General features: G+C 36.1%; 23 protein-coding genes, 1 tRNA gene and 1 pseudogene. 16 read left to right on the top strand and 9 right to left on the bottom strand.

What is annotated here, in order from left to right; all coding sequences use genetic code 11:
- The first annotated feature begins 100 nt into the window (after nt 1-100).
- Nucleotides 101-778 carry a YceI family protein gene (locus FT986_RS08045; protein ID WP_147864635.1) on the top strand — a complete coding sequence of 226 codons (678 nt, stop codon included), beginning with the start codon at nt 101-103 and terminating at the stop codon, nt 776-778.
- A gap of 50 nt (nt 779-828) precedes the next feature.
- On the opposite strand, the gene FT986_RS08040 is transcribed toward FT986_RS08045, so the two are convergent.
- The 4 genes from FT986_RS08040 to FT986_RS08025 all read right to left on the bottom strand — a co-directional run bounded on the left by FT986_RS08040 (nt 829) and on the right by FT986_RS08025 (nt 3,485).
- Nucleotides 829-1,734 (bottom strand): TIGR01777 family oxidoreductase, encoded by a 906-nt coding sequence (locus tag FT986_RS08040; protein ID WP_147864634.1) that lies wholly within the window; start codon nt 1,732-1,734, stop codon nt 829-831.
- Between the two features lie 90 nt (nt 1,735-1,824).
- On the bottom strand, nt 1,825-2,496 hold the full coding sequence (gene mnmD, locus FT986_RS08035) for a tRNA (5-methylaminomethyl-2-thiouridine)(34)-methyltransferase MnmD (protein WP_147864633.1): 672 nt from the start codon (nt 2,494-2,496) through the stop codon (nt 1,825-1,827).
- 3 nt (nt 2,497-2,499) lie between these two features.
- Complete coding sequence (locus tag FT986_RS08030; protein ID WP_147864632.1) at nt 2,500-2,940, bottom strand: hypothetical protein; 441 nt, start codon at nt 2,938-2,940, stop codon at nt 2,500-2,502.
- A gap of 2 nt (nt 2,941-2,942) precedes the next feature.
- Entirely contained in the window at nt 2,943-3,485 is a 543-nt protein-coding gene (locus FT986_RS08025) for a DUF4920 domain-containing protein (RefSeq protein ID WP_147864631.1), read from the bottom strand.
- A 109-nt stretch (nt 3,486-3,594) separates the two neighbouring features.
- Between FT986_RS08025 and FT986_RS08020 the strand changes: the two genes are divergently transcribed.
- On the top strand, nt 3,595-4,668 hold the full coding sequence (locus FT986_RS08020; RefSeq protein WP_147864630.1) for a branched-chain amino acid aminotransferase: 1,074 nt from the start codon (nt 3,595-3,597) through the stop codon (nt 4,666-4,668).
- Nucleotides 4,669-4,699: 31 nt separating this feature from the next.
- Here the strand turns inward: FT986_RS08020 and FT986_RS08015 are convergent, their stop codons facing one another.
- Nucleotides 4,700-5,086: a nucleoside triphosphate pyrophosphohydrolase family protein gene (locus FT986_RS08015; protein WP_147864629.1), complete on the bottom strand. Its 387-nt coding sequence runs from the start codon at nt 5,084-5,086 to the stop codon at nt 4,700-4,702.
- Nucleotides 5,087-5,368: 282 nt separating this feature from the next.
- Here FT986_RS08015 and FT986_RS08005 point away from each other — a divergent pair, with 282 nt between their 5' ends.
- The 6 genes from FT986_RS08005 (at nt 5,369) to FT986_RS07980 (ending at nt 11,207) form a co-directional block, all read left to right on the top strand.
- Entirely contained in the window at nt 5,369-6,118 is a 750-nt protein-coding gene (locus FT986_RS08005; protein ID WP_147864628.1) for a cyclase family protein, read from the top strand.
- A gap of 3 nt (nt 6,119-6,121) precedes the next feature.
- Nucleotides 6,122-6,757, top strand: coding sequence for a DUF4230 domain-containing protein (locus FT986_RS08000; RefSeq protein WP_147864627.1), 636 nt, complete (start codon nt 6,122-6,124; stop codon nt 6,755-6,757).
- Between the two features lie 2 nt (nt 6,758-6,759).
- Nucleotides 6,760-7,149: an MmcQ/YjbR family DNA-binding protein gene (locus FT986_RS07995; protein ID WP_147864626.1), complete on the top strand. Its 390-nt coding sequence runs from the start codon at nt 6,760-6,762 to the stop codon at nt 7,147-7,149.
- Nucleotides 7,150-8,922, top strand: a complete 1,773-nt coding sequence (locus FT986_RS07990; protein ID WP_147864625.1) for a DNA mismatch repair protein MutS — start codon at nt 7,150-7,152, stop codon at nt 8,920-8,922. It abuts the gene before it with no gap.
- Nucleotides 8,922-9,917, top strand: coding sequence for a metal-dependent hydrolase (locus tag FT986_RS07985; protein ID WP_147864624.1), 996 nt, complete (start codon nt 8,922-8,924; stop codon nt 9,915-9,917). The genes FT986_RS07990 and FT986_RS07985 overlap by 1 nt, the downstream gene beginning before the upstream one ends.
- Before the next feature lie 120 nt (nt 9,918-10,037).
- The gene (locus FT986_RS07980) at nt 10,038-11,207 is read left to right on the top strand and encodes a DUF748 domain-containing protein (protein ID WP_147864623.1); all 1,170 of its coding nucleotides are present in this window, start codon (nt 10,038-10,040) and stop codon (nt 11,205-11,207) included.
- A 12-nt stretch (nt 11,208-11,219) separates the two neighbouring features.
- Here FT986_RS07980 and FT986_RS07975 read toward each other — a convergent pair whose 3' ends face one another.
- Complete coding sequence (locus tag FT986_RS07975) at nt 11,220-12,008, bottom strand: hypothetical protein (RefSeq protein ID WP_147864622.1); 789 nt, start codon at nt 12,006-12,008, stop codon at nt 11,220-11,222.
- A gap of 172 nt (nt 12,009-12,180) precedes the next feature.
- Here FT986_RS07975 and FT986_RS07970 point away from each other — a divergent pair, with 172 nt between their 5' ends.
- Nucleotides 12,181-12,762, top strand: a complete 582-nt coding sequence (locus FT986_RS07970) for an alkylphosphonate utilization protein (RefSeq protein WP_147864621.1) — start codon at nt 12,181-12,183, stop codon at nt 12,760-12,762.
- 80 nt (nt 12,763-12,842) lie between these two features.
- Here the strand turns inward: FT986_RS07970 and FT986_RS07965 are convergent, their stop codons facing one another.
- The 3 genes from FT986_RS07965 to FT986_RS07955 all read right to left on the bottom strand — a co-directional run bounded on the left by FT986_RS07965 (nt 12,843) and on the right by FT986_RS07955 (nt 15,330).
- Nucleotides 12,843-13,526: a DUF2490 domain-containing protein gene (locus FT986_RS07965; RefSeq protein WP_255505936.1), complete on the bottom strand. Its 684-nt coding sequence runs from the start codon at nt 13,524-13,526 to the stop codon at nt 12,843-12,845.
- A 34-nt stretch (nt 13,527-13,560) separates the two neighbouring features.
- Nucleotides 13,561-13,845 (bottom strand): hypothetical protein, encoded by a 285-nt coding sequence (locus tag FT986_RS07960; RefSeq protein WP_147864619.1) that lies wholly within the window; start codon nt 13,843-13,845, stop codon nt 13,561-13,563.
- Nucleotides 13,846-13,929: 84 nt separating this feature from the next.
- On the bottom strand, nt 13,930-15,330 hold the full coding sequence (locus FT986_RS07955; protein WP_147864618.1) for a dipeptidase: 1,401 nt from the start codon (nt 15,328-15,330) through the stop codon (nt 13,930-13,932).
- Between the two features lie 221 nt (nt 15,331-15,551).
- Between FT986_RS07955 and FT986_RS07950 the strand changes: the two genes are divergently transcribed.
- The 7 genes and pseudogenes from FT986_RS07950 to FT986_RS07920 form a co-directional block, all read left to right on the top strand.
- Nucleotides 15,552-15,633, top strand: a tRNA-Leu gene (locus FT986_RS07950).
- Nucleotides 15,634-16,134: 501 nt separating this feature from the next.
- Complete coding sequence (locus FT986_RS07945) at nt 16,135-17,922, top strand: ParB/RepB/Spo0J family partition protein (RefSeq protein WP_147864617.1); 1,788 nt, start codon at nt 16,135-16,137, stop codon at nt 17,920-17,922.
- A 262-nt stretch (nt 17,923-18,184) separates the two neighbouring features.
- Entirely contained in the window at nt 18,185-19,021 is an 837-nt protein-coding gene (locus FT986_RS07940) for a DUF932 domain-containing protein (protein ID WP_114492889.1), read from the top strand.
- Nucleotides 18,999-19,424 carry a DUF6660 family protein gene (locus tag FT986_RS07935; RefSeq protein ID WP_083564804.1) on the top strand — a complete coding sequence of 142 codons (426 nt, stop codon included), beginning with the start codon at nt 18,999-19,001 and terminating at the stop codon, nt 19,422-19,424. The genes FT986_RS07940 and FT986_RS07935 overlap by 23 nt, the downstream gene beginning before the upstream one ends.
- A 119-nt stretch (nt 19,425-19,543) precedes the next feature.
- Complete coding sequence (locus tag FT986_RS07930; protein WP_127139842.1) at nt 19,544-23,965, top strand: CusA/CzcA family heavy metal efflux RND transporter; 4,422 nt, start codon at nt 19,544-19,546, stop codon at nt 23,963-23,965.
- A 6-nt stretch (nt 23,966-23,971) separates the two neighbouring features.
- A complete protein-coding gene (locus tag FT986_RS07925) occupies nt 23,972-25,201 on the top strand; it encodes an efflux RND transporter periplasmic adaptor subunit (protein ID WP_072316425.1) in 1,230 nt (409 codons plus the stop codon).
- Nucleotides 25,202-25,207: 6 nt separating this feature from the next.
- Nucleotides 25,208-25,473 (top strand): annotated as a pseudogene (locus FT986_RS07920) (hypothetical protein); the annotation flags it as partial.

Genomic DNA, 25,473 nt, shown 5'->3' with positions numbered 1-25,473 from the left:
TGTCAAAATGTCACCAGTATTTTTTTAATATTTTTTTATGATTTGAATTGATGTTCATCAACTAAATTTGCCGCAAATTAAATAACTCAAAATCTTACACATGAAAAAAGTATTTTTAAATGCAATGCTAGTAGCTTTCATCGGTTTTACTACTGTTTCTTGTAAAAATGAAGCAAAGAATGAAACTAAAGCTAACGATGCTGAAGAAGTAGTAGAAGCTACTGAAGAAGCACAAACTTTTATGATTGACGCTGCTAACTCTAAAATTGATTGGGTTGGATCTAAACCAAGCGAAAACCATACAGGAACTTTAATGGTTAAAGAAGGTAAGTTTTCTACTATGGGAGAAGATTTAGAAAGTGGTACGGTTGTAATAGATATGACTTCTATTACAGTAACCGATCTTGAAGGTGATCAAAAAGCTAGCTTAGAAGGTCACTTAAAAGGAACTACTGAAGGAAAAGAAGATCATTTCTTTAACGTAGAAAAGCACCCAGAAGCTACTTTTGAAATTACTAAATTAACTGAAAAAGACGGCAAGAACTGGTTATCTGGAAATTTAACCTTAAAAGGTACTTCTAAAAACGTAGAGATTCCTGTTACTTATTCTATGAATGACGATCAGTCTACTCTAAAAATAGAAAGTGAGCCTTTTACAATTGATAGAACAGACTGGAATGTAAACTACGGTTCTAAATCTGTTTTTGATGATTTAAAAGACAAATTCGTAAATGACGAAATTGAGATTACTTTTATGCTACAAGCTAAAAAAGCTTAATCTTTTTTTAAATTTATAGAAAAGCCACAATTTAAAATTGTGGCTTTTTTTTATTTTAATAGGGGTTTTAATGCAGGAATAATATGCGTATATCTATACTTAAACCCGTGAGTATCTATTTTCTTATTACTTACTAATTGGCTAGACAATACGATGAGAGACATCTCTCCTAAAATTAATTTAAGCATAAACGCTGGCACATTAGGAAGCCAAAGCGGCTTGTCTAATATTTTTGCAATAGCATAAGTAAGTCTTTTATTAGTTACTGGATTAGGCGCTACTCCATTAAAAACTCCATCTAAGTTATTTTCTAAAGCGAAGACGAACATTCTAGAAAGATCTTTGATATGAATCCAAGATTGCCATTGCCTTCCGGTTCCTAAAGGAGAACCAACCCCTTTCTCAATAGGTTCTTTCATTTTCTCTAATGCTCCGCCATTTTTAGCCAATACTACGCCAATTCTAATTTTAGCTACATCCACCCCAAGTGTCTCAAATTGATTGACGGCTCGTTCCCATTTTACCACTACATTTCCTAAAAAATTATCGGCTACTTGCGGACTGTCTTCGTGATAGAGATTTGTAAGACTATCTGGATAAATCCCAATAGCACTTGAAGATACTATTTGTGTGATATTATTTTCTTGGGAAGCTAACAAATTGTAAAGCACATTGGCAGAATCTACTCTACTATCTATAATTTTCTTTTTCTGCTTTTGCGTCCACCGCTTAGAAACACTCGCTCCTACGAGGTTGATAATTTTATCTACGCCCTCAATGCAATTAGCATCAATTTCATTTTCTTTAGGATTCCAATAAAATCCTTTATAGTTTTTAGAGTGTTCAATCTTTTCCTTACTGGTAGTAAGGTAATGAACTTGATAGTTTTTCTCTAAGCAAAGCTGTGTGATAGAAGATCCTATTAGCCCTGTCGCCCCAGTAATTAATATCTTCATTTTTTATTTTGAAAGTAGTGAATTACAAGCGTCACTATCCTATGTTTAATATAGGTTTAACAGCCACAAATGAAATTTATGATTTGTTTATCAATTGTTTTTCGTCGCTCTTAGCATTTCTCGCTTTCCTGGTGGACCTTCTAATCTTTCTACTGTAAAACCTACTTCTTGCATAGCTCTTCTTACGCTGCCTTTAGCAGAATAAGTAACTAAAACTCCTTGATTTTTTAAAGCCTCATACATTTTTTTGAAAATAGAAACCTCCCATAATTCTGGTTGTACTCTTGCTCCAAAAGCATCAAAATAAATAAGGTGAAACTCATTTTTATTTTCAATTTTATCAAACATTTTTTCTTCTTTGATCAATTGAAAGTTCTCATGAATTGAGAATTTCTCTTCCCATTTTCCTGCATGAATGGTTTGAAAGTACGCTTCCGCGGAAGCGTGATCTAAAGCAGTAGCATAATTAAGTTGCGATACTTCTTCTTGAGATACCGGATAGCCCTCGACACCACAATAATTAATTTTTCGATTTTGATTTTTGGCTTCTAAGCAAGTAATAAGTGCATTTAGACCCGTACCAAAACCAATTTCTAAGACATGTAGTGCATTGGTCGTAATGGGAATATGAGAAAGCCCCATTTTAATAAACACGTGATAGGCTTCTTGAATGGCGCCGTGTTTAGAATGATATTGTTCATTCCAATCGGGTAAATGGATGGTGGTAGAACCATCTGCCGTGGTCATTATTTCTCTTTTCACAATTTAGCGAATAAGCAGTTTCTTAATTCGTGGAATAGGCCCTGTACATTTTATTTGGTGACAACTAATGCAAAGATTGACCGCTTTATTGTAAATTTCTTTTTGAGAAAGCGAGTCTTCTAATAGTTGTTCTTCATATTCTACAAACAGCTTTGCCTTTTCTTGATAAAAAATATCATTATCGGTACTGTCCGTCATTCTAGCATAAAAAAGCTTTGTTGGCTCAAAGTTTAAAGTATCCACTTTTTCTCCAGCTATAATTTGACTTTTTATACGCTTATGATCTGCATACATTTTTTCCATAAAAGAAGCCATTTCAGACATTTGATATAGCTGAAATGGCTCTTCTTTTGAAATGGTTTCTTCCTTACTTTTTTTATTTTCTTCCTTGTGCTTACACGCCACTAAAGCTAATATAAAAAGAATGTAGAACGCTTTTCTCATAATTACTCTTGGCTAGGTTCTTCCATTAAAACCCCTGTTGCCATAAAAGCATATTCCACTTTAGGAGTTGTGATTGCTGCAATTTCTTCTTCAGATTTCCCAGCATCTTTAGCATAATGTTGAAGTTCTTCTATAGAAGTTTCTGTTACAAAAGCTTTTCCTTCTACGATAGTTTCTCTGTTTTCTGCATTTAAAGGAACGAAGAAACTGTAATCTTTAAAACGAACAAAAGAGCTCAAAGAATCATCTAATTTTAATGTCATCCAACAACCTTTCTTTTTACAAACCTTATCAACTTCAGATTTAAATTTCACCTCTACCGTATCTCCAGTCTTCATAGAAGTAAACTTCTCCTTCATTTCTGATGCAGATAAAACTCCTTCTTTATCTATATTCTCTCCAAAACTAGCATAAGCAGCCTCTGTACTTGCTATAGTTTCTTCTGTGTTTTCTTTCTCAACTTCTCCTGAAGTATTTTCTTTTTTATTAGCATCTTGGCAAGCTATTAAAGCTAAAGCACTTAATACAAAAATTATTTTTTTCATAAATTAAAACGTTATTAATAATTTGTTTATATTTTGTCAAAATTAAGAAATACATTAGTTTTTCTTATACCTTTATTTTAATACTTTTGTAAAAATTAAATATTACTCCATGAATACTCCACATAAGGGCTTAGATATTACTACAGCTAAGTCATCTCGATTAGACCAGGTAGATTTTGATAATCTAGTTTTTGGTAAGTATTACGCAGACCACATGATGATTTGCGATTACAAAGATGGGGCTTGGCAAACACCACAAATTATGCCTTACGGACCTATGGAAATGGAGCCATCAGCTAAAGTTTTTCATTACGGACAAGCAGTTTTTGAAGGAATGAAAGCTTTTAAAGATGCAGATGATAAGGTTTGGTTGTTTAGACCTGAAGATAATTTTAATCGTATTAATATTTCTTCTAAGCGTATGGCTATACCAGAGTTTCCCAAAGAGTATTTTTTTGATGCTTTAAATACATTATTAAAATTAGACAGTGAATGGATTAAAAAAGGAGACGGTAACTCTCTTTATATTCGTCCGTTTGCGATTGGTACTGAGTATGGTGTTTCTGCTTCTCCATCTAATGCATATAAGTTTATTATTATTTGCTGCCCAGCGAAAGCTTACTACTCTACCCCAGTAAAAGTTTTGATTTCTGATCATTACAGTAGATCTGCCGATGGTGGTGTGGGTTATGCAAAGGCAGCTGGTAATTACGGAGCTTCTTTTTACCCAACAAATTTAGCTAAAGAAAAAGGGTACCAACAAGTTATTTGGACAGATGCTAATACACACGAATATCTTGAGGAAGCAGGAACAATGAACGTGTTCTTTAGAATTGGTGATAAATTAATCACAGCCCCTACTAGCGACCGTATTTTAGACGGAGTTACTCGTAAAAGTATTATCGATTTAGCTAAACATGAAGGAATTGATGTAGAAGTGCGAAGAATAAAAGTAGGTGAAATTGTAGAAGCTGCAAAAAACGGTACCTTAAAAGAAATTTTTGGTACGGGAACTGCTGCTACTATTGCTCAAATTTCTGGTTTTGAACAAGACGGTACTTTCTATGACCTTCCCGAAGTAGAAAACCCTTACAATGTAAAATTGAAAAAAATGTTACAAGATATTCAGTATAACCGAGCCGAAGATCCTTTCGATTGGCGTTATGCTGTTGAAACAAAATAAAATTTAAAAGCGCTGTTTAACAGCGCTTTTTTTATTTATCTAAAATCGCTTCTATATTAGGTTTAAAATAGTTAGGTCCTTTTAACACCTTACCATCCTCTCTGTAAATCGGTTTCCCATCGGCTCCCAATTTACTCATATTGCTGCGTTGTATTTCATCAAACACCTCCTCTATTTTATGTTGCATACCGTGTTCAATAATGGTTCCGCAAAGTATATATAACATATCACCAAGCGCATCGGCTACTTCTGTCAAGTCATTATTATTAGCTGCTCCTAAGTATTCTTCATTTTCTTCTTTCATCAAATGGTATCGCAGTAAATTTTTAGCATCTCCTAGATCTGCTACAGGTTGCTCCTTTACTCCTAATCCAAATGCTTCGTGAAATTGTTTTACCGCACTTATTCTTTTTTTCATAATGTTTATAGTCTTAATTTTGCACAAAAATAAACGATATGTTTACCCAAGGACAATATTTTTTTGCAGGCTTTTTTGTTGTAGCCTTTTTTATTTTAATTGTAATCAGTTATCGTAAAGATTTAAAATTACACAAAAAATATTATAAAGGAAGTTTATACGTACTTGCCGGATTTCTACTTTTTATTGGTCTTTTATTTGTGATTAAAAAATTCTTGCACTAATTCTATCTTTCTTTTTTAGAAATAAGAATTATGTATCTTCGTAAGGAGAGCACAACTTATGAGAGCAAAAGTACAAATAGACCACAAAGAATTTACTGTTAACCTCAATCTACCCATAGATATTTCTTTAACGCTTAGCGCGGAAAAAAATAATCCCTCTGCTTGGTATGTAGATGCTCCTAAAATACAACCTGTTAAAGATGGAGACTGGGTCGCAAAAGTGAGTGAAGGAGCCTCGGTTAACTTTAATAACATATATTTTAATCCGCATGCACACGGTACCCATACCGAATGTGTCGGACATATTTCTGAAGAATTTTACAGCATCAACGATTGCTTAAAACAGTTTTTCTTTACCGCCAAAATCATCACTTTAACTCCTGAAGCACTGGGTGAAGATTTAGTTTTTAGTAAACGTCAAATCGAACAAAAATTCCGTCAAGGAGAAGCGCAAGCTATTATAATTCGAACTCATCCCAATTCTGAAGCAAAGAAAAACCGACAATACAGCCATACCAATTGGCCCTATTTATTGGAAGAAGCGGCAGAATATCTTAAAGAATGTGGTGTTGAGCATTTATTGATTGATTTGCCATCGGTAGACAAAGAAAAAGATGACGGAAAACTTTTAGCGCATCACGCCTTTTGGAATTATCCTGAAAACACGCGATTTTCAGCTACGATTACCGAGATGATTTATGTGCCAGAAAATGTTGCTGATGGAAATTATTTACTTAATCTACAAATAGCATCATTTCAAAATGATGCTAGTCCAAGTAAACCTGTATTATATAAAATTGAACCTTAACGTATGGAATTATTGTTTTTAGGCCTCGCGGGGGGAGCAATAGCCGCTTATTTTATCTATTCTTTTTTCAATAAAAATAAAAAGAAAGAAAAGGAACAGCAACAATCGGTTGTACTGATGGAAAAAATAAGGGCAGTTTGTAAATTTATAACTGTAGAAGGTGACTTTTCTGAAATTTACCACTACGCTAATGTTAAGGACAAATGGATCAACCTATTTTTAGGAAGCAAAAAAGCTTTAGTATTAATAGAGGCTAAAGCACATATTGGGTTTGATTTAACGAAAATTAAAATGAATTCTGATGTGGAGAAAAAGACCATTTATTTAAGCAACTTCCCACAACCCGAATTACTGTCGATAGAAACCGATTTTAAATACTACGATAAGAAAGAAGGTTGGGCGAACCCTTTTACTTCTTCAGACTTAACCGATATTAATCGAGAAGCTAAGCAATATATTGTAGAGAAAATTCCGCAAAGCGGATTGTTAAAAGAAGCTTCTAATCAGGCTTTAGATACCATTCAACTCATGGAAAAATTGGTAGAAACCATCAATTGGAAACTGGACTATTCTTCTTTAGAAACCGGAGAAAATCCCAAATATTTGAAAGACAGTAGAAATACCATTGAAAAACCATAAGCATGCAAATTGATGAATTAAGAGATTATTGTCTTGCAAAAAAAGGCACTACCGAAGATTTTCCTTTTGATGAACATACCTTGGTTTTTAAAGTAATGGGAAAAATGTTTGCATTGGTAGGGTTAGAAAAATGGGAAGCAGGAAAACCTGCCATCAACTTAAAATGCGATCCCGAAAAAGCGATTGAACTCCGTGAAGAATATCCCGAAGAAATTTATGGCGGTTATCATATGAGCAAAAAACACTGGAACACTGTTGTTATTAATGGTCCGCATTTAACACGTAAAGAAATACACCAGTTTATTGAACACAGTTATGAATTGGTAGTTAGCAAACTGACTAAAAAACAAAAAGAGGAATTGAGTAAACTTTCACAACCTAACCAAATTTAGATGCAAAACCCCAAAACAACTTATACATCTCATATAGAAGAATTTCAACTTCAGCTTAAAAAATTAAAAAAACAGCTTTTTGCGTCGAGCATGCTGAGGCTGGTTATATTTTTACTTTTTGGATTTCTTGTTTATACATTTTTTGAAAATACCAAGTTAGTTGTAGGTTCTATAATTGCAGCTATAGCTAGTTTTCTCTTTTTAGTTTCAAGACATAGCGACCTTCAACAGAAAAAGAAAAAAGTAGAAGCACTCATAAAAATTAATGAAATTGAAATTCAGGTTTTAAATAGAGATTTTCAACACCTTCCTGCCGGGGAAGAATTTAAAAATTCCTTACATCATTTTAGTCAAGATATCGATCTGTTTGGCAACCGCTCTTTTTTTCAATACTTAAATAGATCTGCTTTAGCCTCAGGAATAAATAAATTAGCACAGCTTTTAACCCGTAATGATATTGGTTTTATTCCGCGAAAGCAGAATTCAATTAGAGAATTGGCTACTAAGGTAAAATTTAGACAAGATTTTTCTGCGATAGCAAAGTTGGTTAAAGTAGAAACGAGCACACAAACTATATTGCAATGGTTAAAAGGGTATCAAACTTTTGTGCCTTCTTTTATATCATGGCTTCCCAAAGTTTTTTCTTTTCTATCGATCGCGGTCGTCCTGTCTTATTTCTTAGAGTTTATTTCGGGTTACGCTTTACTAGGATGGTTAATCTTGGGGTTAGCTATAACTGGAAAATTTTTAAAAAACATCAACGATCTTTCCTTTCGAGTAAGTAAAGTGCAAGAAACTTTTAGACAATACCATCAATTACTGGCATTACTAGAAAAAGAGGAGTTTACAACGGAATTACTAGTAACTAAAAAAGAAAAAATTATAAACTCTCAACAAAAAGCTTCTAAGATTTTAAAACAATTCTCTAAAGCGATCGATGCACTCGACCAAAGAAATAATATGTTATTTGGAGTGATTGGGAATGGCTTTCTTCTTTGGGATTTACAACAATCTTTAAAATTGGAACGATGGATTATTACCCATCGTAATGAATTAGAAGACTGGTTAGATGTGATCGATTTCTTTGATGCTTACAACTCCTTAGGGAATTTCACCTATAATCATCAAACATATACTTTCCCAAGTATAAATGAGGATGGAAATATTCTAAAAACCACACAAGCAGTACATCCTCTCATCCACCCAAAAGATGCGGTGACCAATGATTATCAAATTGACCAGCAAGAATTTTTTATCATTACTGGTGCTAATATGGCAGGTAAAAGCACGTTTTTACGTACGGTTTCTTTACAAATTGTTATGGCAAATGTAGGATTACCAGTTTGCGCTGCTACTTGTGAATACTCGCCTATCAAACTTATTACCAGTATGCGAACGGTAGATTCTTTAGCAGATGAAGCTTCTTATTTCTTTTCGGAGTTAACTCGATTGAAATTTATTGTAGATGAAATTAAAACCGATCGTTATTTTATTATTCTCGATGAAATTTTAAAAGGAACCAACAGCACCGATAAAGCCATAGGTTCACGAAAATTTGTTGAAAAATTGGTTGGCTCTCACTCTACTGGAATTATCGCTACGCACGATCTTAGCCTTTGTGAAGTTGCCAATGAATTACCACAAGTAAAAAATCATTATTTTGATGCCGAAATCATTAAAAACGAACTTCATTTTGATTATAGATTTAAAAACGGAATTTGCCAAAATATGAATGCTTCATTTTTACTTAAAAAGATGGAAATTGTAGATTAATGGATTCACTCACTCAAATTGTTTTAGGGGCTGCTGTCGGCGAAGTGGTTCTAGGAAAAAAAGTAGGCAATAAAGCGATGTTATACGGAGCTATTGCTGGAACCATCCCAGATTTAGATACATTTGCTTCCTACTTTACCGATACCGTTACAGCGTTAGAAATTCATAGAGGGTTTACGCATTCTATCTTTTTCTCTGTTGTTTTTGCGCCCATTTTTGGCTGGTTGGTTTCTAGGTACGAGAAATTAGATAATTTTAAAAATTGGTCGTGGTTATTCTTTTGGGGTTTTATTACACATCCGCTGTTAGATGCACACACCACTTGGGGTACTCAGTTATTTTGGCCGTTAGATCTTCGGGTGGCGTATAAGAACATTTTTGTGATCGATCCACTCTACACTCTTCCGTTTTTAGTCTGTGTCATTTGGGCGATGCGTTTGCCTAAAACTTCCGCTAGACGGAGAAAAATTAACCGCTTAGGGATTATTTTAAGCTCCTCTTATCTAGTGATTACACTAATTCTTAAAGCTTATACCTATCAAAAGTTCACAGCCGCTTTAGACGAACAAGAGGTTAATTACACTTCCGTGGAAACGAAACCGAGTGCTTTTAATAGTGTTTTGTGGACCGCAAATGTAGACACTCCCAATGCTTATCTTATTGGCCACTATTCAATTTTCGACACTCAACCTATTTCCTTTGCGTCTTATCCTAAACAACACGAATTGTTAGGTAATTTAAAGGAAGAAGAGAAAGTACAACAACTCCTTAAAATCACTCAAGGTTGGTACACTGTAACTCAAAAAGAAAATCAAATTTTTATAAACGATTTAAGGTTTGGGTTATTAGGTTTTCAACCCACAGAAAACCGTTTTGCGTTTAGCTTTGAATTGATTAAAACCCCAACTGGATTAAAAGTCAAAGAAGTGGAAAAAAACCGTACGCAGGCAAAACAACTGCTTAGTGAATTAGGAAACCGCATAAAAGGAAATTAATTTTCCCTATTTACCAGTGTGCTTATAAACGTTTAACGTCGCTAACAAGTTGTATTTTTTTGTGAGTTCGTTAACTCTAATTTTTCTCAAAAACATAGAATTTAGCTTAAAAGCAGAGCTATGAGTAAAGCACAAAAAAGAAAAAAATATAAAAAGAAAAGGTACATTTTGCCCATAACTATTATTGTACTGCTCATTGCTTTTAGAATTTATCTACCCACATTGGTGAAGAATTATATGAATGATGTGTTAGCAGATATTCCAGGTTATTATGGTCAAGTTAAAGATGTCGATATTTCTCTATGGCGTGGTGCTTATCAATTAAACGGACTTTACCTCAACAAAAAAACTGCTCAAAGTGAAGTTCCTTTTCTCAACTTCCCAGAAACCAATATTTCTATAGAATGGAGAGCTCTTCTCAAAGGAAAAATTGTCAGCGAAATTGAGATGCACAGTCCAGAAGTGATTTATGTATTTGAAGATCAAGAAAAAACACCAACAGAAGGAGAACCTGATGTAGAAGATTGGACCAAAGCCTTAACCGATATTGTTCCGCTAGATATTAACAACTTTCAAGTTTATAACGGCAAACTTGCTTTTGTTCAGTTACAGGCCAATCCCAATATAGATTTATTTATTAACGACTTAAGGTTAAGTGCAAAAAACCTAAGAAACGTAAAACAAGAAAACAAAGTTCTCCCCTCTCCCATTACAGCAACCGGAACAAGTATTGGAAATGGTAAACTAAACCTTGACGGAAAAATTAATCTTATTAAAGAAATCCCTGATATGGATATTTCACTTTCGCTGAAAGAAGCTGACGCAACAGCACTTAATGATCTTACTAATTTTTATGCAGGTCTCGATTTTGAAAGTGGTAGCGTAGGCGTTTTTACTGAAATTGCTATAGCAGATGGTTACCTTAAAGGTTATGTAAAACCTCTTCTAACCAATACTAAACTTATAGGAAAGGAAGACGGTTTTTTAGAAACGCTTTGGGAAGGCTTTGTAGGAGTGTTCAAATTCATCTTAAAAAATCAAGGAACGGATACTGTTGCTACAAAAGTGCCTATTGAAGGAGATCTTAATCAAGTGGGGTCAAAAGTATTTCCGACGGTTTTAAACATCTTTAAAAATGCTTGGATACAAGCCTTCACAGGGAACGTAGATGATAATATAGAATACAAAGATGCTTTTCAAGAAGATAAAAAAGAGAGCAAAAAAGAGGCTAGAAAACAACGAAGAGAAGAACGCAAAAAAGAGAGACAAGAAGAAAAAAAGGAAGAATAAAACTTTTTAAATCTAATCTTGACGATAATAACTCTTGGTATATAGGTTTATTTGAAATTCAGGAATTGTATCTTTTTCTAGTTTAGTTTCATAATAACGTTTAAAAAGAACAGGAGAAATTGTTTTTAACGTATCATTTTTCACCTTTACATCGTCAATAACTATTTGATAATTATTAGAAAAGCTCCATTTATCTAGTAATTGCTTAGTAATATCTTTTTGAAAAACAGTTTCGGTTACAAAGGGTAAAAAATCTGGCAACTTTTCAGCATTAATTCGCTGCTCAAAACTCATATTATTATAAATAAACTCTACCAAATTAAGGTCTTTAGCTTTTAAGTTTCTTTCACTTTCTGGCATTGACTTCCAAGAACGAACCAAGCTATCATATACTGCTATTTTAGTTTCAGAAATCACACTAGTTTCTTGAGCGATCTCTCTTATCTTTTGAAGATTGATAATATTTATTTTTGTTTTTTTAATCTGCTTTTTAACCTTATCAATTAATTCTTGCGAAGCTCCTTCCATCACAATAATGGTGGCTGTGTATGCGTCAGGTGAATCGGTTGCTAAAGTTTGCTGTAGTTCTATAATTTTTTCAGCTAAAAAATTTAAAGCAACTTCCTTATCGTTTAAATATACTAATCCTTCATCTGTAATTCTAATTACAATTTTATCATTCTTAAGGCTCTCCTCTACTTTGTTTCTAGTAGTTTTTGCTTCCGCGGAAGCGAAACTATAAGTGCTAAAAAAAATGCCTATACATAAAATTATTGAAAAGAAGCGTGGAGATATAGTCATACAATTAAATCTTTATACCCGTTTATAATGGGTATGTTTTTACGAAGATAAAGGTAATAATTTAATAAAATGTAGGGTTTAATTTTTTAAAATAAGCTTATACACGAATAAAAAATAATACTAAATGCAAGAAAACTCTAAATTCTATTACCTTTACTTTTTTAAATAAATTATGAGCTTAGACCAAGATTTAATGCAACGCGCAGACTCTAAATGTGAACTCTGCGGAAGTAAAGATAACTTAGAAATATATGAAGTTCCTCCCGTAAGTACCGCTACCTTAGATACTGCAATTCTTACATGTGAAACTTGTTTTGAACAACTACAAGATCCTGAAAAAGTAGAACCTAACCATTGGCGATGCTTAAACGACAGTATGTGGAGTACTACTCCTGCTGTACAAGTAGTGGCTTGGCGTATGCTAACTTCTCTTAAGAATGAAGGTTGGCCTCAAGATTTGTTGGATATGATGTATGTAGAAGATAGCACTCTAGAATGGGCAAAATCGACCGGGATTGGAGAAGACGATACGCCAAAAGGACTTGTTCACCGAGATAGTAACGGTGTAATTATTGAGGCTGGTGATAATGTGGTGCTTATTAAAGATTTGCCTGTAAAAGGTTCTAGTTTGGTGGCTAAAAGAGGTACTGCAGTGCGAAGAGTATCTTTAGTACATGATAATGAAGAACATATTGAAGGAAAAGTAGAAGGACAGCAAATTGTTATTCTTACTAAGTTTGTGAAGAAAATGTAGAAATTATTTTTCCGTCAAGCGGAAACAATAACAATATAAACACCTCGATTAGAAATATTGTCTAATCGAGGTTTCTTATTTTAAAATTGGTGATGAAAGCTTAATTGTAGCTGCCCTTTATTTTGAGTATTCACATTTTGATTCATCCAAGCCAATTGAAATTTCATCTTATCATTAAGTGCATAACCCAAACCTAAGTAGGTTCTGTTTCTATCGAAAATTTCAACTTTTCTACCGTCACCAATATCTCGTTGTCCATTAATAAATAATTCGTTATACAATGCTAAATACAGGGTATTATTAGTCATCGTAGGTTTTGACAAAGGAACATTTAAAAATAAATTATATCTATAACGAGTCCTAAAATCTTGATTTTCTACCCAACGTTGTTCATATCTAAAACGGTGAGTAAGTAAAAAACGTTCACTTATTTTTTGAGGTATCAAAGCTTCTTGATATATACGACTCTCCATACTGGTATCATCGCTATCTCCAATAACTCCAGAGGTAATATGTGCGTAACCTAAAGTAAGCATAAGAGGTGTTTCGGGAACTTTATATGTTACTCCAGATCTTAGTAGTAATTGCTCCAAATCTCCGCCTAAATTCCAATTTCTATATTGTACATCTCCTTGAATCCCCCAGTTGCTTTCTTTAAATTGGGTTTTATAAAAATACATATACCAAGCTCCTGTTTTTTTTTCTTGTGCGACTGCCTGCATAAAAAACAAGCAAAAAAATACTCCTAATAATTTCTTTAACATCATTCTATTTTTATCTACTATTTTTTCCTTTCAACTATACAAATAAAAGAGAGTGTCTTGGGGGTGCCAAAAGAGGAGGTAAATATATACTACGTAATAATGAAAGACGATAAGTGTTTTGGTGAGTTAATCTAATTTCTTCCTGAAAAAAGTCAAATTTATCTAAACTTAGAAATAGTAATATTTCAAGTTTATTTTCTTCTAACTCTAACTCAATTTCTTGGTGATCTCCTAAAATTTCTTCTTGGTTATCATTAATACCTATTTGCAGTAAAGACGTGTTTACTAAGATAAAAAGAATGTAAAAAAACTTATTCATAAACTCTTTTCCTTTTAGGAATTGCAAAAATAAAAAACCGAACGTATTTCTACATTCGGTTATATAAATTTTAAGATTAAAATCTTATTTACTTTCTTCTTGTTTCAATTTTGTAAAATGCTTGTAGAAAAAAGGAATGGTTTCAATTCCCTTAAGATAATTCCAAACTCCAAAATTCTCATTAGGAGAGTGAATGGCATCACTATCTAACCCAAACCCCATTAAAATAGTTTTACTCCCTAATTCTTTTTCAAACATAGAAACAATAGGAATACTCCCACCACTTCTTTGCGGAATTGGATCTTTACCAAAGACTTCTTTATAGGCATCGTTAGCAGCTTGATACTCGATCCCTTTAATTGGAGTTACATAACCTTGACCTCCATGATGAGGTTTTACCTCTACCGTAACTCCGCTTGGAGCGATATTTTCAAAGTGAGTTTTGAATAACTGTGTGATTTCTTTCCAATCTTGATTAGGAACTAAACGCATAGAAATTTTTGCGTAAGCTTTACTTGGTATTACGGTTTTAGCTCCTTCACCTATATAACCACCCCATATTCCATTAACATCTAAGGTAGGACGAATAGAGTTTCTTTCATTTGTTACGTATCCTTTTTCTCCATAGACATCATTTAAGTCTAATGCTTCTTTGTACTTCTCTAAATTAAACGGAGCTTCCCCCATCTTAGCGCGCTCTTCCTTAGATAATTCTTCAACCTTATCATAAAATCCTGGAATGGTGATATGGTTATTCTCATCGGTAAGAGAGGCTATCATTTTACTCAATACATTGATAGGGTTCGCCACAGCACCTCCGTACAACCCAGAATGTAAATCTCTGTTAGGACCTGTAACTTCTACTTCTACATAACTTAAGCCTCGTAAACCTGTGGTTATAGATGGGACATCTTTAGCGATCATCCCTGTGTCGGAAATTAAAATCACATCGTTTTTAAGCTTTTCTTGATTTCTTTCTATAAACCATCCTAAGTTCTCACTTCCTACTTCTTCTTCTCCTTCAATCATAAACTTTACATTACAAGGCAAGTCATCATTTTGCACCATATACTCTAAAGCTTTTACGTGCATATACATTTGTCCCTTGTCATCACAGGCTCCACGAGCAAAAATTGCTCCTTCAGGATGAATTTCAGTTTTCTTTATTACCGGCTCAAAAGGAGGGTTATCCCAAAGCTCAATAGGATCAGCAGGTTGAACATCATAATGTCCATATACTAAAATAGTAGGCAAAGATTCGTCTATGATACGCTCTCCATACACCACAGGGTAACCTGGAGTTTCACAAATTTCAGTAAGTGTACAGCCGGCACTTTTTAGACTTTCTTTAATTACTTCTGCCGTTTTTATCACATCATCTTTAAAGGCAGGATCTGCACTAACCGATGGTATTTTAAGAATTTGAACTAATTCTTCTATAAACCTTTGCTTATTTTCTTCTACGTATGCTTTACTCCTATTCATTTTCGCTGTTTTTTTAAAAGATTGCTCAAGATAAGAACTCCAAGATAAAAAAAGAAATTTTTATAATAATCTTTCTTTGAATATTGTAATCTTTGTTTATATTTGCAACCGCTTAGCAGAGAGTCCTAAGTTCTGTTAAGAAAATAATGCGGGCGTGGTGGAATTGGTAGACACGCTAGACTTAGGATTAAACCAAATAAAAAGTGTTAAAATATTAAAATGCGGGCGTGGTGGAATTGGTAGACACGTCAGACTTAGGATCTGATGCCGCGAGGTGTGGGAGTTCGAGTCTCCCCGCCCGCACAAAAGCCGAAGAGAAATCTTCGGCTTTTTTCATTTGAAAATAGTGGCTAAAAATAGGGCAGGTACAACATAGGTACAACATTTTGCTTTTTTTTTGTGCTAATATAAAATGATATGCTTTTTAATTTTTTGACATTAAGTGCTATGAAAAACTCTTTATTTCAATAAAGTCTAGCGTTTTTTTATCATTCTATTCAAAAAACATTCTCTTTCAGTTACTTTACTCTTGTCCCAAAAAAAGCATAAATATGGGACAAATTCTTGTATTTAAACATCTACATTCTTCAACGAATAAAAGTTAGAATTGAGCATACTTTAGGGTGAAGTTTATTATCATACAATATACACGCAAGGTAAACTCGTAAAATACTTCCATCAAAAGACTACGGCATAAAGCCAACGCTTCTTCCCCTACTCATTTATTCCGTTTCCTTTTGAGCCAAGATTTTATCTTCCGTTTGGTTTCTGCTCAAATATTGTTTAATCAAAAATTTGAGTATTATGACAACAAAAGCGAGTACCAAAATGAAGCGCAGTAGAGCGAAATCTACTGCCAAGAAAGAAGTAAACGGAAAGAAATCCGAAGTACTTCAAATTCAGAACTTACCATTGGGTAAAATCAAGCCTGACCTTGAACAGCCCAGAAAAACTTTTAATGATGATGCCTTGCAGCAGCTTTCTGAGAGTATCGAAAAGCACGGTGTGTTGCAGCCAATCACGGTAAGGCAACTAAATGGCCATTATATCATCGTGATGGGCGAACGCCGATATCGTGCGAGCAAGCTTGCAGGAAAAAAGACCGTACCCTGTATCGTAAGAACTTATGAGAACAATGATGTTCTGGAAGTTCAAATCATCGAAAACCTGCAAAGACAGGATGTTGAACCGACCGAAGAAGCCGATGCGATTGCTTACCTAAGTGAGAAGTATTCACCTACCGAAATTGCGAAGCGATTGGGTAGAACGGATAACTTCATCAGACAGCGTTTGAAACTGGCCGGATTAATTGATGGTTTCAAGCATTTTGTACGCAATGGCGAAATGACCATTTCCTTGGGCGTAGGCGTGGCACTTTTTGAACCGGAAGAGCAACAGATGATGTTGGAAACGATGGGCGAGGATTTTAATGCACATCAGATAAACAGGATGATTAAAGACCAGACATACTATTTGGAAAAAGCATCTTTTGATGTAGCCGATAAAAAATTGGTCCCAAAAGCTGGGTCTTGTGTTGAATGTCCTTTCAATGCCGCAAATCAAGGCAATCTGTTCGGCGAAGGAAAGATGGTCTGTACGAAAGCAGCCTGTTTTGAAACGAAGAAAAGCAAATCGCTCTTGAACCTGATTGAAAAATCCAAGAAAGAGAATATCCTTCTAATTCCTGAAATACGACAGTATTGGGCAGATGACGAAAACAATAAGCTCATTATATCCCAATTGGTAAAGAACGGATTGAAAGTTTATTTACTGGACGATGTTGAAATTATAGAGAATCCGATTGAGCCAACAATCGAAGCTATTCAGAAAGAATATCAACATTACGATTATTCTGAAGATGAATTAAAGGCAGAATTGGATGAAGCAATGCAAAATTATAAAGAAGCATTGGAAAAATTCAGTTCAGCAAAAGAAGAAGGATTTAAAAACGGTATTGTGTTCCATCCCGATTCATTCCAGCACAAGGAAATTTTTGTAAAGATTGTTGAAAAATCAAAGAACGATTCTACGGAATATTCGGCACCATTGGCGAACAGAAAAATGGCAGATTGTACGCCTGAAGAACAAATCGTAAAAATTAACGAAAGGGAAATCCGTAAGAAGCAAATTGAGAATAACAAGCAGTTTGAAGAAGTGGTTCAGATGATTCGTGAAACGAAATACGTTGATACAAAGAAAACACTTTCAACAGATGAAATGGTGGCATTCTCGATATCGCTATTTGAGAACAATGTGGACTATATGAGCCAACAAAAGTATTTCTCAAAGTTCTTGGGCGACACTTTAAAGATGACCAAAGTTGAAATGGTCGAGAATTTCAAGAAGAAATTCAAAAAGGAAATCTTCCATAAGCTGATACGGTATATGCTCACGAAACAAGTTCATTTTGGCGAAAGCAATCACGTCAATAATCTGACAAACATTTCATTCTACAGCGCAATGCAAGGATATTACAAATCCAAGATTGCCGGCATAGAAAAGGAATATGCCGAAAAACGAGACAAGCGTGAAGCACGTTTGAAAGAGCGTATCACAGTTCTTGAAAAGCAAATTAAGGAACTCAACGATTAGCTTTTGTTGTTTGGAGAAGGGTCGGCATTCGTGCTGGCCCTTTTTCTTTTTTATGATAGTGTTTTGAAAGTTGGGTTCATAAGGAAGGGGTTATCAATCAATAGTTAGCGCAAAGGTAAACTCGTAAAATACACCCATCAAAAGACTACGGCATAAAGCCCACGCAACACCCTACGCTTATTTATTCCGTTTCCTTTTGAGCTGAGATTTTAGCTTCCGTTTGGGTACTGCTCAAATATTGTTTAACTAAAATTCAAAAACTATGTATTTACAAAATTTGCAACAGGATGAAATCTTTGTTCCATCAGAAATGAAATCCTTAAAAAGTCTGACACAGATGGAATCTCGAAGAGGGCTTGAAAATGCCATTATTTCAAATGGCAAAATCGTCAATGTGGTCTCGAACAGTTATGGCCATATTCCAAACCAACTGTTCTTCAAGAAAGCCGAGGAGATGTTAACCGATGCACAACTGAATTTCCACAAACGCACCATAAACAAGAATGATAGGTCGTTCATTACTGACTTTATTATCGATGACAAAAGCCAGTTTACTGTCAAGAACGATAAAGATTTGATACTTCCGATGCTTCGGTTCAAAAACTCGTATGACGGAAGTGAAAAGACCTCTGGTCACTTTGGGTTTTATAGAGAAGTGTGCTCAAATGGTCTGCACGTTTCACAGGCTGAAATCGAGTTTTCCATAAAGCACAGTAAGAACAATACGCACTTAATTATGCCGAGGTTGAACAATCTTTTCGATAAATTTCTGGACAACGAATTCTACACCATTACCAAGAAATTCGACAAGATGAAGGAATTTAAAATCATCGACACACAAGAATTTGTGAAAGCGATTCTTGACAGAACGAAATTGTTCAGATATGAATGTAGCGACAAGAATAGCGACCCTTCAAAAAAGTCTCGTGAGGTCATAGAAATCTTGAACTACGAAGCCTTGCTACTGAATGAAGAACCAAATCTGTGGTTAGGTTACAATGCATTCAATTCAGTACTTCATAACGTTTTGAAGAAAAGCTTCGGCCAACAAGAACGGTTAGATAAAAAGCTGTTTGATGAAGTCTATGCTATGGCATAAAGTTAATATAGGTTTGTCCAGTACCTCAAACTGGATTTTTTCTGCCTTACCATTTTGCAACACAGTTGCACCAAAATATTTTTATCTTTGCATTGTGAAAGTTGTAGCAATCATTTTATCGTTTTATTTCTTGGCACTCAATGTAGTGCCTTGTAGCGATGCGGCAAATAGAGCTGATGATACCCAAGTAGTTACAGTAATCGATATTGATGGCGACCACGACCAAGACTGTGAGTTATGCTCGCCTTTCTGTCAATGCCATTGTTGTCACGTTCACACGATAAATTTTGGGCTTGTTGCATTTCAACCGCTACAGCCTGCTATTCCTCAAGAATTCTTTGCCCATTTCGATGACCTTGGCAAAGATATTCCCCATTCCCTTTTTCAGCCACCTCGGGCATAATTCAGTTTTCATAAGATAACTATATCCTTTTTTGAAGTTTTCCTAATGGGAATGCTCAACTATGTTTTTGCTACGCGAAAACGCAAACTCGTTTTTTAACTGAATTAATACATTAATCTATGATTAACAGAATCATTGATTTTTCAATCAATAACAAATTCATCATTGGTCTGTTCACGTTGACTCTTATAGGAGTTGGCATTTGGTCAATGGCAACAGTAAACCTTGGGTCTGTCCCAGATATTACCAATAATCAGGTGCAGGTCATCACGCAATCGCCCAATCTGGGAACGGAAGATATTGAACAGTTCGTAACCTATCCCGTAGAACTATCTATGGGTAATTTACCAGGCGTTACAGAAATAAGATCTATCTCACGCTTTGGCCTTTCCGTAGTTACTATCGTTTTTGAAGACGATATGGGAACCTATCTTCCTCGACAGCTGGTACAGGAAAAACTAAACGAACTGGGCGAATCTATCCCTGAAAAATTTGGAAGTCCATCTATGGGTCCCATCTCTACTGGTTTAGGTCAAATCTATGAATACACTATAAAGCCAGAGGAGGGTTTTGAAAACAAGTATTCGCCTATGGAACTGCGCACCGTGCAAGATTGGGTTATCAAACGACAACTCACATTACTGGAAGGCGTGGTAGAGGTCAACTCTTATGGAGGCAGTATTAAACAGTACGAGGTCGCTGTCAACCCAGATAAGTTGAATAGTTTGGGTATTAGTATTTCACAAGTGTATGAGGCTCTCGCTCGGAACAATGTGAATACAGGCGGTGCTTACATAGAAAAAAATAAAATGTCAAATTTCATAAGAGGTGAAGGTCTTATTCGCTCTTTGGAAGACATTAAAGATATTTCGATTATTAACGAGGGCAACATTCCCGTAACTATTGGAGATGTTGCAACACGCGTCCATTTTGGGAATCAGGTACGTTATGGTGCTTTTACGCAAGACGGTAAGGAAGCCGTGGGAGGAATAATAATGATGCTAAAAGGTTCAAACCCTAATGCGGTTATTCAAAATGTTAAGAATCGTATGGCAGAAATTGAAAAATCCCTGCCAGAAGGTCTCACTATCGCCCCTATCATTGATCGTAGTGAGCTAATTGCCAGAACGACCGATACCGTTAAAACCAATTTACTGGAAGGCGCCCTAATCGTGATATTTGCCCTTGTTTTATTGTTGGGTAGTTTAAGAGGTGGCATCATAACGGCCACGACCATACCGTTGTCCTTGCTTTTTGCCTTTATATTAATGAAGCAATTTAATGTATGGGCAAACTTAATGAGCTTGGGAGCTATAGACTTTGGGATTATTATAGATGGTGCCGTGATTATTATAGAAGGAACGGTGTATGAGATCCAAAAACGGATTAGGTCTGGAAAGCTAAAATTCAATCAAGGCGTAATGGATAAAGTAGCCTATGATGCCGGAACCACGATGATGGGTTCTGCTTTTTTCGGGCAGATCATTATCCTTATAGTTTTTACACCTATACTTTTCCTTACAGGTGTAGAAGGTAAAATGTTCAAACCGATGGCATACACCTTTGGTTTTGCTATGATAGGTGCAATTATTCTGTGTCTTACCTATGTCCCAATGATGTCTGCGCTTTTTATGAAACCAGTTCAAAACACCAAAAGCTGGTTTGGCAAATTTGAGCGTTGGCTTGAAAAGATAAGTGATAAAATTATTGGTGCTATACATAGTGCTTATAAGCCATTATTAAAAGGTGCACTGCGGCTTAAGCTTATCGTGTTATCATCTTCTGCTGTTCTACTTATTATTGCTGGTTTTATATTTTCTAATATGGGTGGAGAATTTGTGCCGCAGCTCGATGAAGGAGATATAGCAATGCAGGCGTTTATAAGACCAGGAAGCTCGCTCACAGAATCCATTGAAGTTTCAAAGAAAATAGAAACTATCCTATTAGAAAATTTTCCTGAAATTAAAACGGTAACAGCACGTATAGGTGTGGCAGATATACCTACAGATCCTATGCCTATGGATATTGCAGATATGTACATCATTCTCAATAAGGATATGGACGAGTGGACAACTGCTTCTACTAAAGAAGGTTTGATTGAAGCCATAAGGGATAAACTGGATGATGAACTCGTCGGGGTTAATTTATCATTTACCCAACCGGTCGAATTAAGATTTAATGAGCTTTTAGAAGGCGTAAGAGAGGATATTGCAGTAAAGCTATATGGCGAAGATTTAGAGGTGTTATCAGACAAGGTTCAGGAAATGGCAGCTATTATAAAGACCGTTCCTGGCGCGGGCGATGTGAGTGCAGAACGTACAGCTGGACTACCACAAATGACCGTAAAGTTCAGACGAGATAAAATGGCGCAATATGGACTGGATATTCAAAAAGTAAATGATTACATAAGTACTGCTTTTGCAGGTGGTACCGCTGGCGTCATTTTTGAAGGCGAGAAACGATTTGATCTGGTGGTACGATTTGATGAAAGCCATAGAAAAAGTATTGATGACCTGCGCACGATGTACATCGATCTTAAGGATGGAAGCCAGGTACCCATTATTGAAATAGCAGAGATTGAATACGTGCCTGGACCTATGCAAATCTCACGTGACAATACGTATAGAAGAACCTATGTAGGTGTAAATGCACGAGGCAGAGATGTGGAGTCTGTTGTAAAAGATATACAACAAAAGTTAGATGAAGAACTGGACTTGCCATCAGGATATTATATTACCTATGGTGGAGAGTTTGAAAACCTACAAAGCGCTAAGGATCGTTTAACAATTGTTGTGCCCATCGCCCTGTTCTTGATATTTGTACTGTTATACTTTGCCTTAAAATCCTTTTCACAATCGCTAATGATTTACATCGCGATACCCTTGGCGGCCATTGGTGGTGTGTTTGCTTTATGGCTTCGAGATATGCCATTTAGTATTTCGGCAGGTGTAGGATTTATTGTGCTATTTGGTGTCGCAGTTCTTAACGGGCTGGTACTTATTAACCGATTTAATTCTTTAAAGGAAGAAGGTGTTACAAGCATAAAGGATAGAATATTTCAAGGGACTAAAGAACGTATTCGCCCCATTATGCTCACGGCTACCACAGATATTTTTGGGTTTTTACCTATGGCATTTTCCACATCAGCCGGTGCAGAGGTGCAACAACCGCTCGCTACGGTAGTTATTGGTGGGATGCTTACGGCCACCCTACTCACGTTGATAGTACTTCCTGTACTCTATATCTTTATAGAAAAGCGACGTGAGCGCAAAGACCAGAACAAGATTGGTTCGTTTAATCCGCAAGCATTGACCACGATTTTAATACTTGGTTTTATGTTAGGTGGTACCGCTTTGGCGAAAGCGCAACAAACACAAGCACCTGTGCCAGACCTCATTGTTCAGGATAGCATTACACCCATTACCTTATCTCGGGCTGTAGAAATTGCCAAAGAGAATTATCCAGCACTCAAGACGAGCCAACTCGAAATAGAAAGACAGAGCGCACTCACGGGCAATGCCTATGACTTCGGTAATACTAAAGTATTTACAGGTGGCGAAGAAGTGGCAGATGGTCAGGGCATTTATACCTTGATAGGTATCGGTCAACAAAATATTGATCTATTGGGAATAGGTGCCAAAAAACGCTTGCAACAACAACGCATCCAGTTAGCCGAAACAGCTTTTGACCTATCTGAAATCCAGATAGAACTGGAAGTCAAAAAAGCCTGGTCAGAAGCTTTTCAGGCAAAGAAGAAATTTGTTCTTTATCGAGAACTGGACAGCATTTATGGTCAATTTGCACAATCTGTAGAACTCAATTTTGAAGTCGAAGCCATTTCGAGACTGGAATATGCTGCTGCGCGCAATCAAGCGTTACAGATAACCAACAGGTTTCAGCAGGCAGAAACAGATTATTTAATCGCATTACAAAAACTCAATCTTTGGTTGACACCAGATACGATGTACACCGTAGCTGATGAATTTGAAGCTACCGAAATTTCGGTGTTAGAGACTGATGATACATTGGATGAACATCCCGAGTTATCGCTTTCGCGAAAGCGTATAGACGAAGCACAAGCAAGCTATGATGCAGCAAGGGCAAGCTTACTGCCCCAGTTTAATCTGCAAGGTGGCCTGCAACGTGTAAATGGCGATAGTGGTTTCTACACCTATCAGGCAGGGATTTCCATACCGCTGTTTTCTGGCCCAGACCGCAGCCGCGCAAAAGCTGCTAAACTGGATGCACAGATTGCAGAAACCAATGCCGCATTCAAACAACGCGAGCTGCAATCCCAATATACACAAGCACAGCAAAATTATACACGATGGCGAGATACTTGGTTTTTCTATAAAACCGAAGCTCTGCCACTTGCCATAGACCAGCGCAAAGGCGCATTGCTCGCCTACAAAGAAGGTGCGCTTGATTATGCAGCATTCACGCAAATTATACGTGATGCCATACAGACCGAAATGGATGCACTGGACGCACTCGATAATTATTTAGAAGCCTTGTTTAAACTACAATATTTCCAAAACTAAAAAAAGATGAAAAAATTAAAATATATACCGATTACCACAATGCTTATGGCATTGACATTATTCAGCTGTGGCGAGTCAAAAACTGAAGATGGCCACGATGAAGCCACCCATTCTGAAACAGAAGAAAATCACTCTGAAGGGGAAGATGAAGAAGATAATATGGAAGGCGAAGCTAAGGAAGTAATGCTCACGGCACAGCAGTTTGAAGCCTTACAGATGGAAATTGACACGCTCTCACAACGTTATATGAGCGGTTATGTAGAAGCAAATGGCACGCTGGAAGTACCACCCCAAAACGAAGCATCCATTACCGCCATAACAGGAGCAAATGTGGCATCCATAGAAGTAATAGAAGGTGATGAAGTGAAAAAAAATCAAGCGGTTGCCTATCTCTCACATCCCAGCATCATACAGATACAGAGCGATTACTTAAATGCACACAGCAACAGTCGGTTTTTAAAACAAGAATACGAACGTCAAAAAAGGCTTTATGAAGCTGGTGTGGCATCTGGTATGAATTTCCAAAAGGCAACGGCAGACTATCAGTCATCTACCGCAATGGTAAACGGGCTGGAAGCACAATTGCGACAGTACAACATCAATGTGAATGGCGTGCGCAATGGCACTATCTACCAGCGTGTTGCATTGCGCAGTCCCATTGCAGGGGTTGTAGAAAAAGTTTTTATAAAAACTGGACAATATGTGGAGCCACAGACCAACCTAATGGAAATAGTAGATACAGACCACGTACACGCAGATTTAATGGTTTTCGAAAAAGATGTTGATAGGGTAAAAAAAGGTCAACAAGTACGATTTAGCGTTCAATCAAGACCAGGAACGGAACTCGTTGCCGAAATTTATTCAGTAGGAAAAACCTTCGAGCAAGATCCCAAAGCGGTGCACGTACACGCAGAAATTGAGAACAAAGGTGGTGGTCTTATCCCAGGAATGTACATTAAAGGTAGGATTGAAGTTGATAACGATGAAACCGCTGAAACCGCATTACCAGAAAGTGCCATTATTACAGAAGGTGGTAGGGACTATGTGTTTAAAGCGCAAAGGGAAGGCAACACTTGGAGTTTTATACCAGTAGAAGTCACTACGGGCGAGAAGGATGGTGACTGGATAGCCATACGTTTTTTTGAAACCCCAGACCCAAATACTCATTTTGCCTTTAATAATGCCTATTACCTTATGGGAGAGATGAAAAAAGGGGAACTTGGTGACGATGATTAAAATGGAATGAAAGAAAAAAGAAAGAAAAACTTAAAAGTAGCAAGAACCTTACAGATTTGGAACGTCATCTACGATGTTATTGAAGTTGCGGTCTCGCTTATTGCTGGATTTACGGCAAATAGTTCGGCTCTGATAGGTTGGGGATTGGACAGCACGATTGAAGTGGTTAGTGCGGGAACATTAGGCTGGCGACTACACGGCGAGATTAAAGGTATCGATGAAGAAAAAGTAAAACGAAGACAAAAAATCACGTTAAACGTAATTGCAGTTTC

The sequence above is a fragment of the Mesonia sp. K4-1 genome (assembly GCF_008017825.1).
In the GTDB taxonomy this organism is placed as follows: Bacteria; Bacteroidota; Bacteroidia; order Flavobacteriales; family Flavobacteriaceae; genus Mesonia.
The sequence above is the reverse complement of the archived record's forward strand: the minus strand, read 5'-3'. Positions and strand labels throughout refer to the sequence as shown.

Bases quoted from the DNA above. Each gene is read 5' to 3' on its own strand.
- FT986_RS08020 (WP_147864630.1), top strand. From the start codon at position 3,595: ATGAATACTCCACATAAGGGCTTAGATATTACTACAGCTAAGTCATCT.
- FT986_RS07965 (WP_255505936.1), bottom strand. From the start codon at position 13,526: ATGTTAAAGAAATTATTAGGAGTATTTTTTTGCTTGTTTTTTATGCAG.
- FT986_RS07990 (WP_147864625.1), top strand. From the start codon at position 7,150: ATGCAAAACCCCAAAACAACTTATACATCTCATATAGAAGAATTTCAA.
- FT986_RS07940 (WP_114492889.1), top strand. From the start codon at position 18,185: ATGTATTTACAAAATTTGCAACAGGATGAAATCTTTGTTCCATCAGAA.
- FT986_RS07945 (WP_147864617.1), top strand. From the start codon at position 16,135: ATGACAACAAAAGCGAGTACCAAAATGAAGCGCAGTAGAGCGAAATCT.
- FT986_RS08000 (WP_147864627.1), top strand. From the start codon at position 6,122: ATGGAATTATTGTTTTTAGGCCTCGCGGGGGGAGCAATAGCCGCTTAT.
- FT986_RS07935 (WP_083564804.1), top strand. From the start codon at position 18,999: ATGAAGTCTATGCTATGGCATAAAGTTAATATAGGTTTGTCCAGTACC.
- FT986_RS07985 (WP_147864624.1), top strand. From the start codon at position 8,922: ATGGATTCACTCACTCAAATTGTTTTAGGGGCTGCTGTCGGCGAAGTG.
- FT986_RS08005 (WP_147864628.1), top strand. From the start codon at position 5,369: ATGAGAGCAAAAGTACAAATAGACCACAAAGAATTTACTGTTAACCTC.
- FT986_RS08045 (WP_147864635.1), top strand. From the start codon at position 101: ATGAAAAAAGTATTTTTAAATGCAATGCTAGTAGCTTTCATCGGTTTT.
- FT986_RS07980 (WP_147864623.1), top strand. From the start codon at position 10,038: ATGAGTAAAGCACAAAAAAGAAAAAAATATAAAAAGAAAAGGTACATT.
- FT986_RS07930 (WP_127139842.1), top strand. From the start codon at position 19,544: ATGATTAACAGAATCATTGATTTTTCAATCAATAACAAATTCATCATT.
- FT986_RS08015 (WP_147864629.1), bottom strand. From the start codon at position 5,086: ATGAAAAAAAGAATAAGTGCGGTAAAACAATTTCACGAAGCATTTGGA.
- FT986_RS08030 (WP_147864632.1), bottom strand. From the start codon at position 2,940: ATGAGAAAAGCGTTCTACATTCTTTTTATATTAGCTTTAGTGGCGTGT.
- FT986_RS07975 (WP_147864622.1), bottom strand. From the start codon at position 12,008: ATGACTATATCTCCACGCTTCTTTTCAATAATTTTATGTATAGGCATT.
- FT986_RS07925 (WP_072316425.1), top strand. From the start codon at position 23,972: ATGAAAAAATTAAAATATATACCGATTACCACAATGCTTATGGCATTG.
- FT986_RS07960 (WP_147864619.1), bottom strand. From the start codon at position 13,845: ATGAATAAGTTTTTTTACATTCTTTTTATCTTAGTAAACACGTCTTTA.
- FT986_RS08025 (WP_147864631.1), bottom strand. From the start codon at position 3,485: ATGAAAAAAATAATTTTTGTATTAAGTGCTTTAGCTTTAATAGCTTGC.
- FT986_RS07970 (WP_147864621.1), top strand. From the start codon at position 12,181: ATGAGCTTAGACCAAGATTTAATGCAACGCGCAGACTCTAAATGTGAA.
- FT986_RS07955 (WP_147864618.1), bottom strand. From the start codon at position 15,330: ATGAATAGGAGTAAAGCATACGTAGAAGAAAATAAGCAAAGGTTTATA.
- FT986_RS08040 (WP_147864634.1), bottom strand. From the start codon at position 1,734: ATGAAGATATTAATTACTGGGGCGACAGGGCTAATAGGATCTTCTATC.
- FT986_RS07995 (WP_147864626.1), top strand. From the start codon at position 6,760: ATGCAAATTGATGAATTAAGAGATTATTGTCTTGCAAAAAAAGGCACT.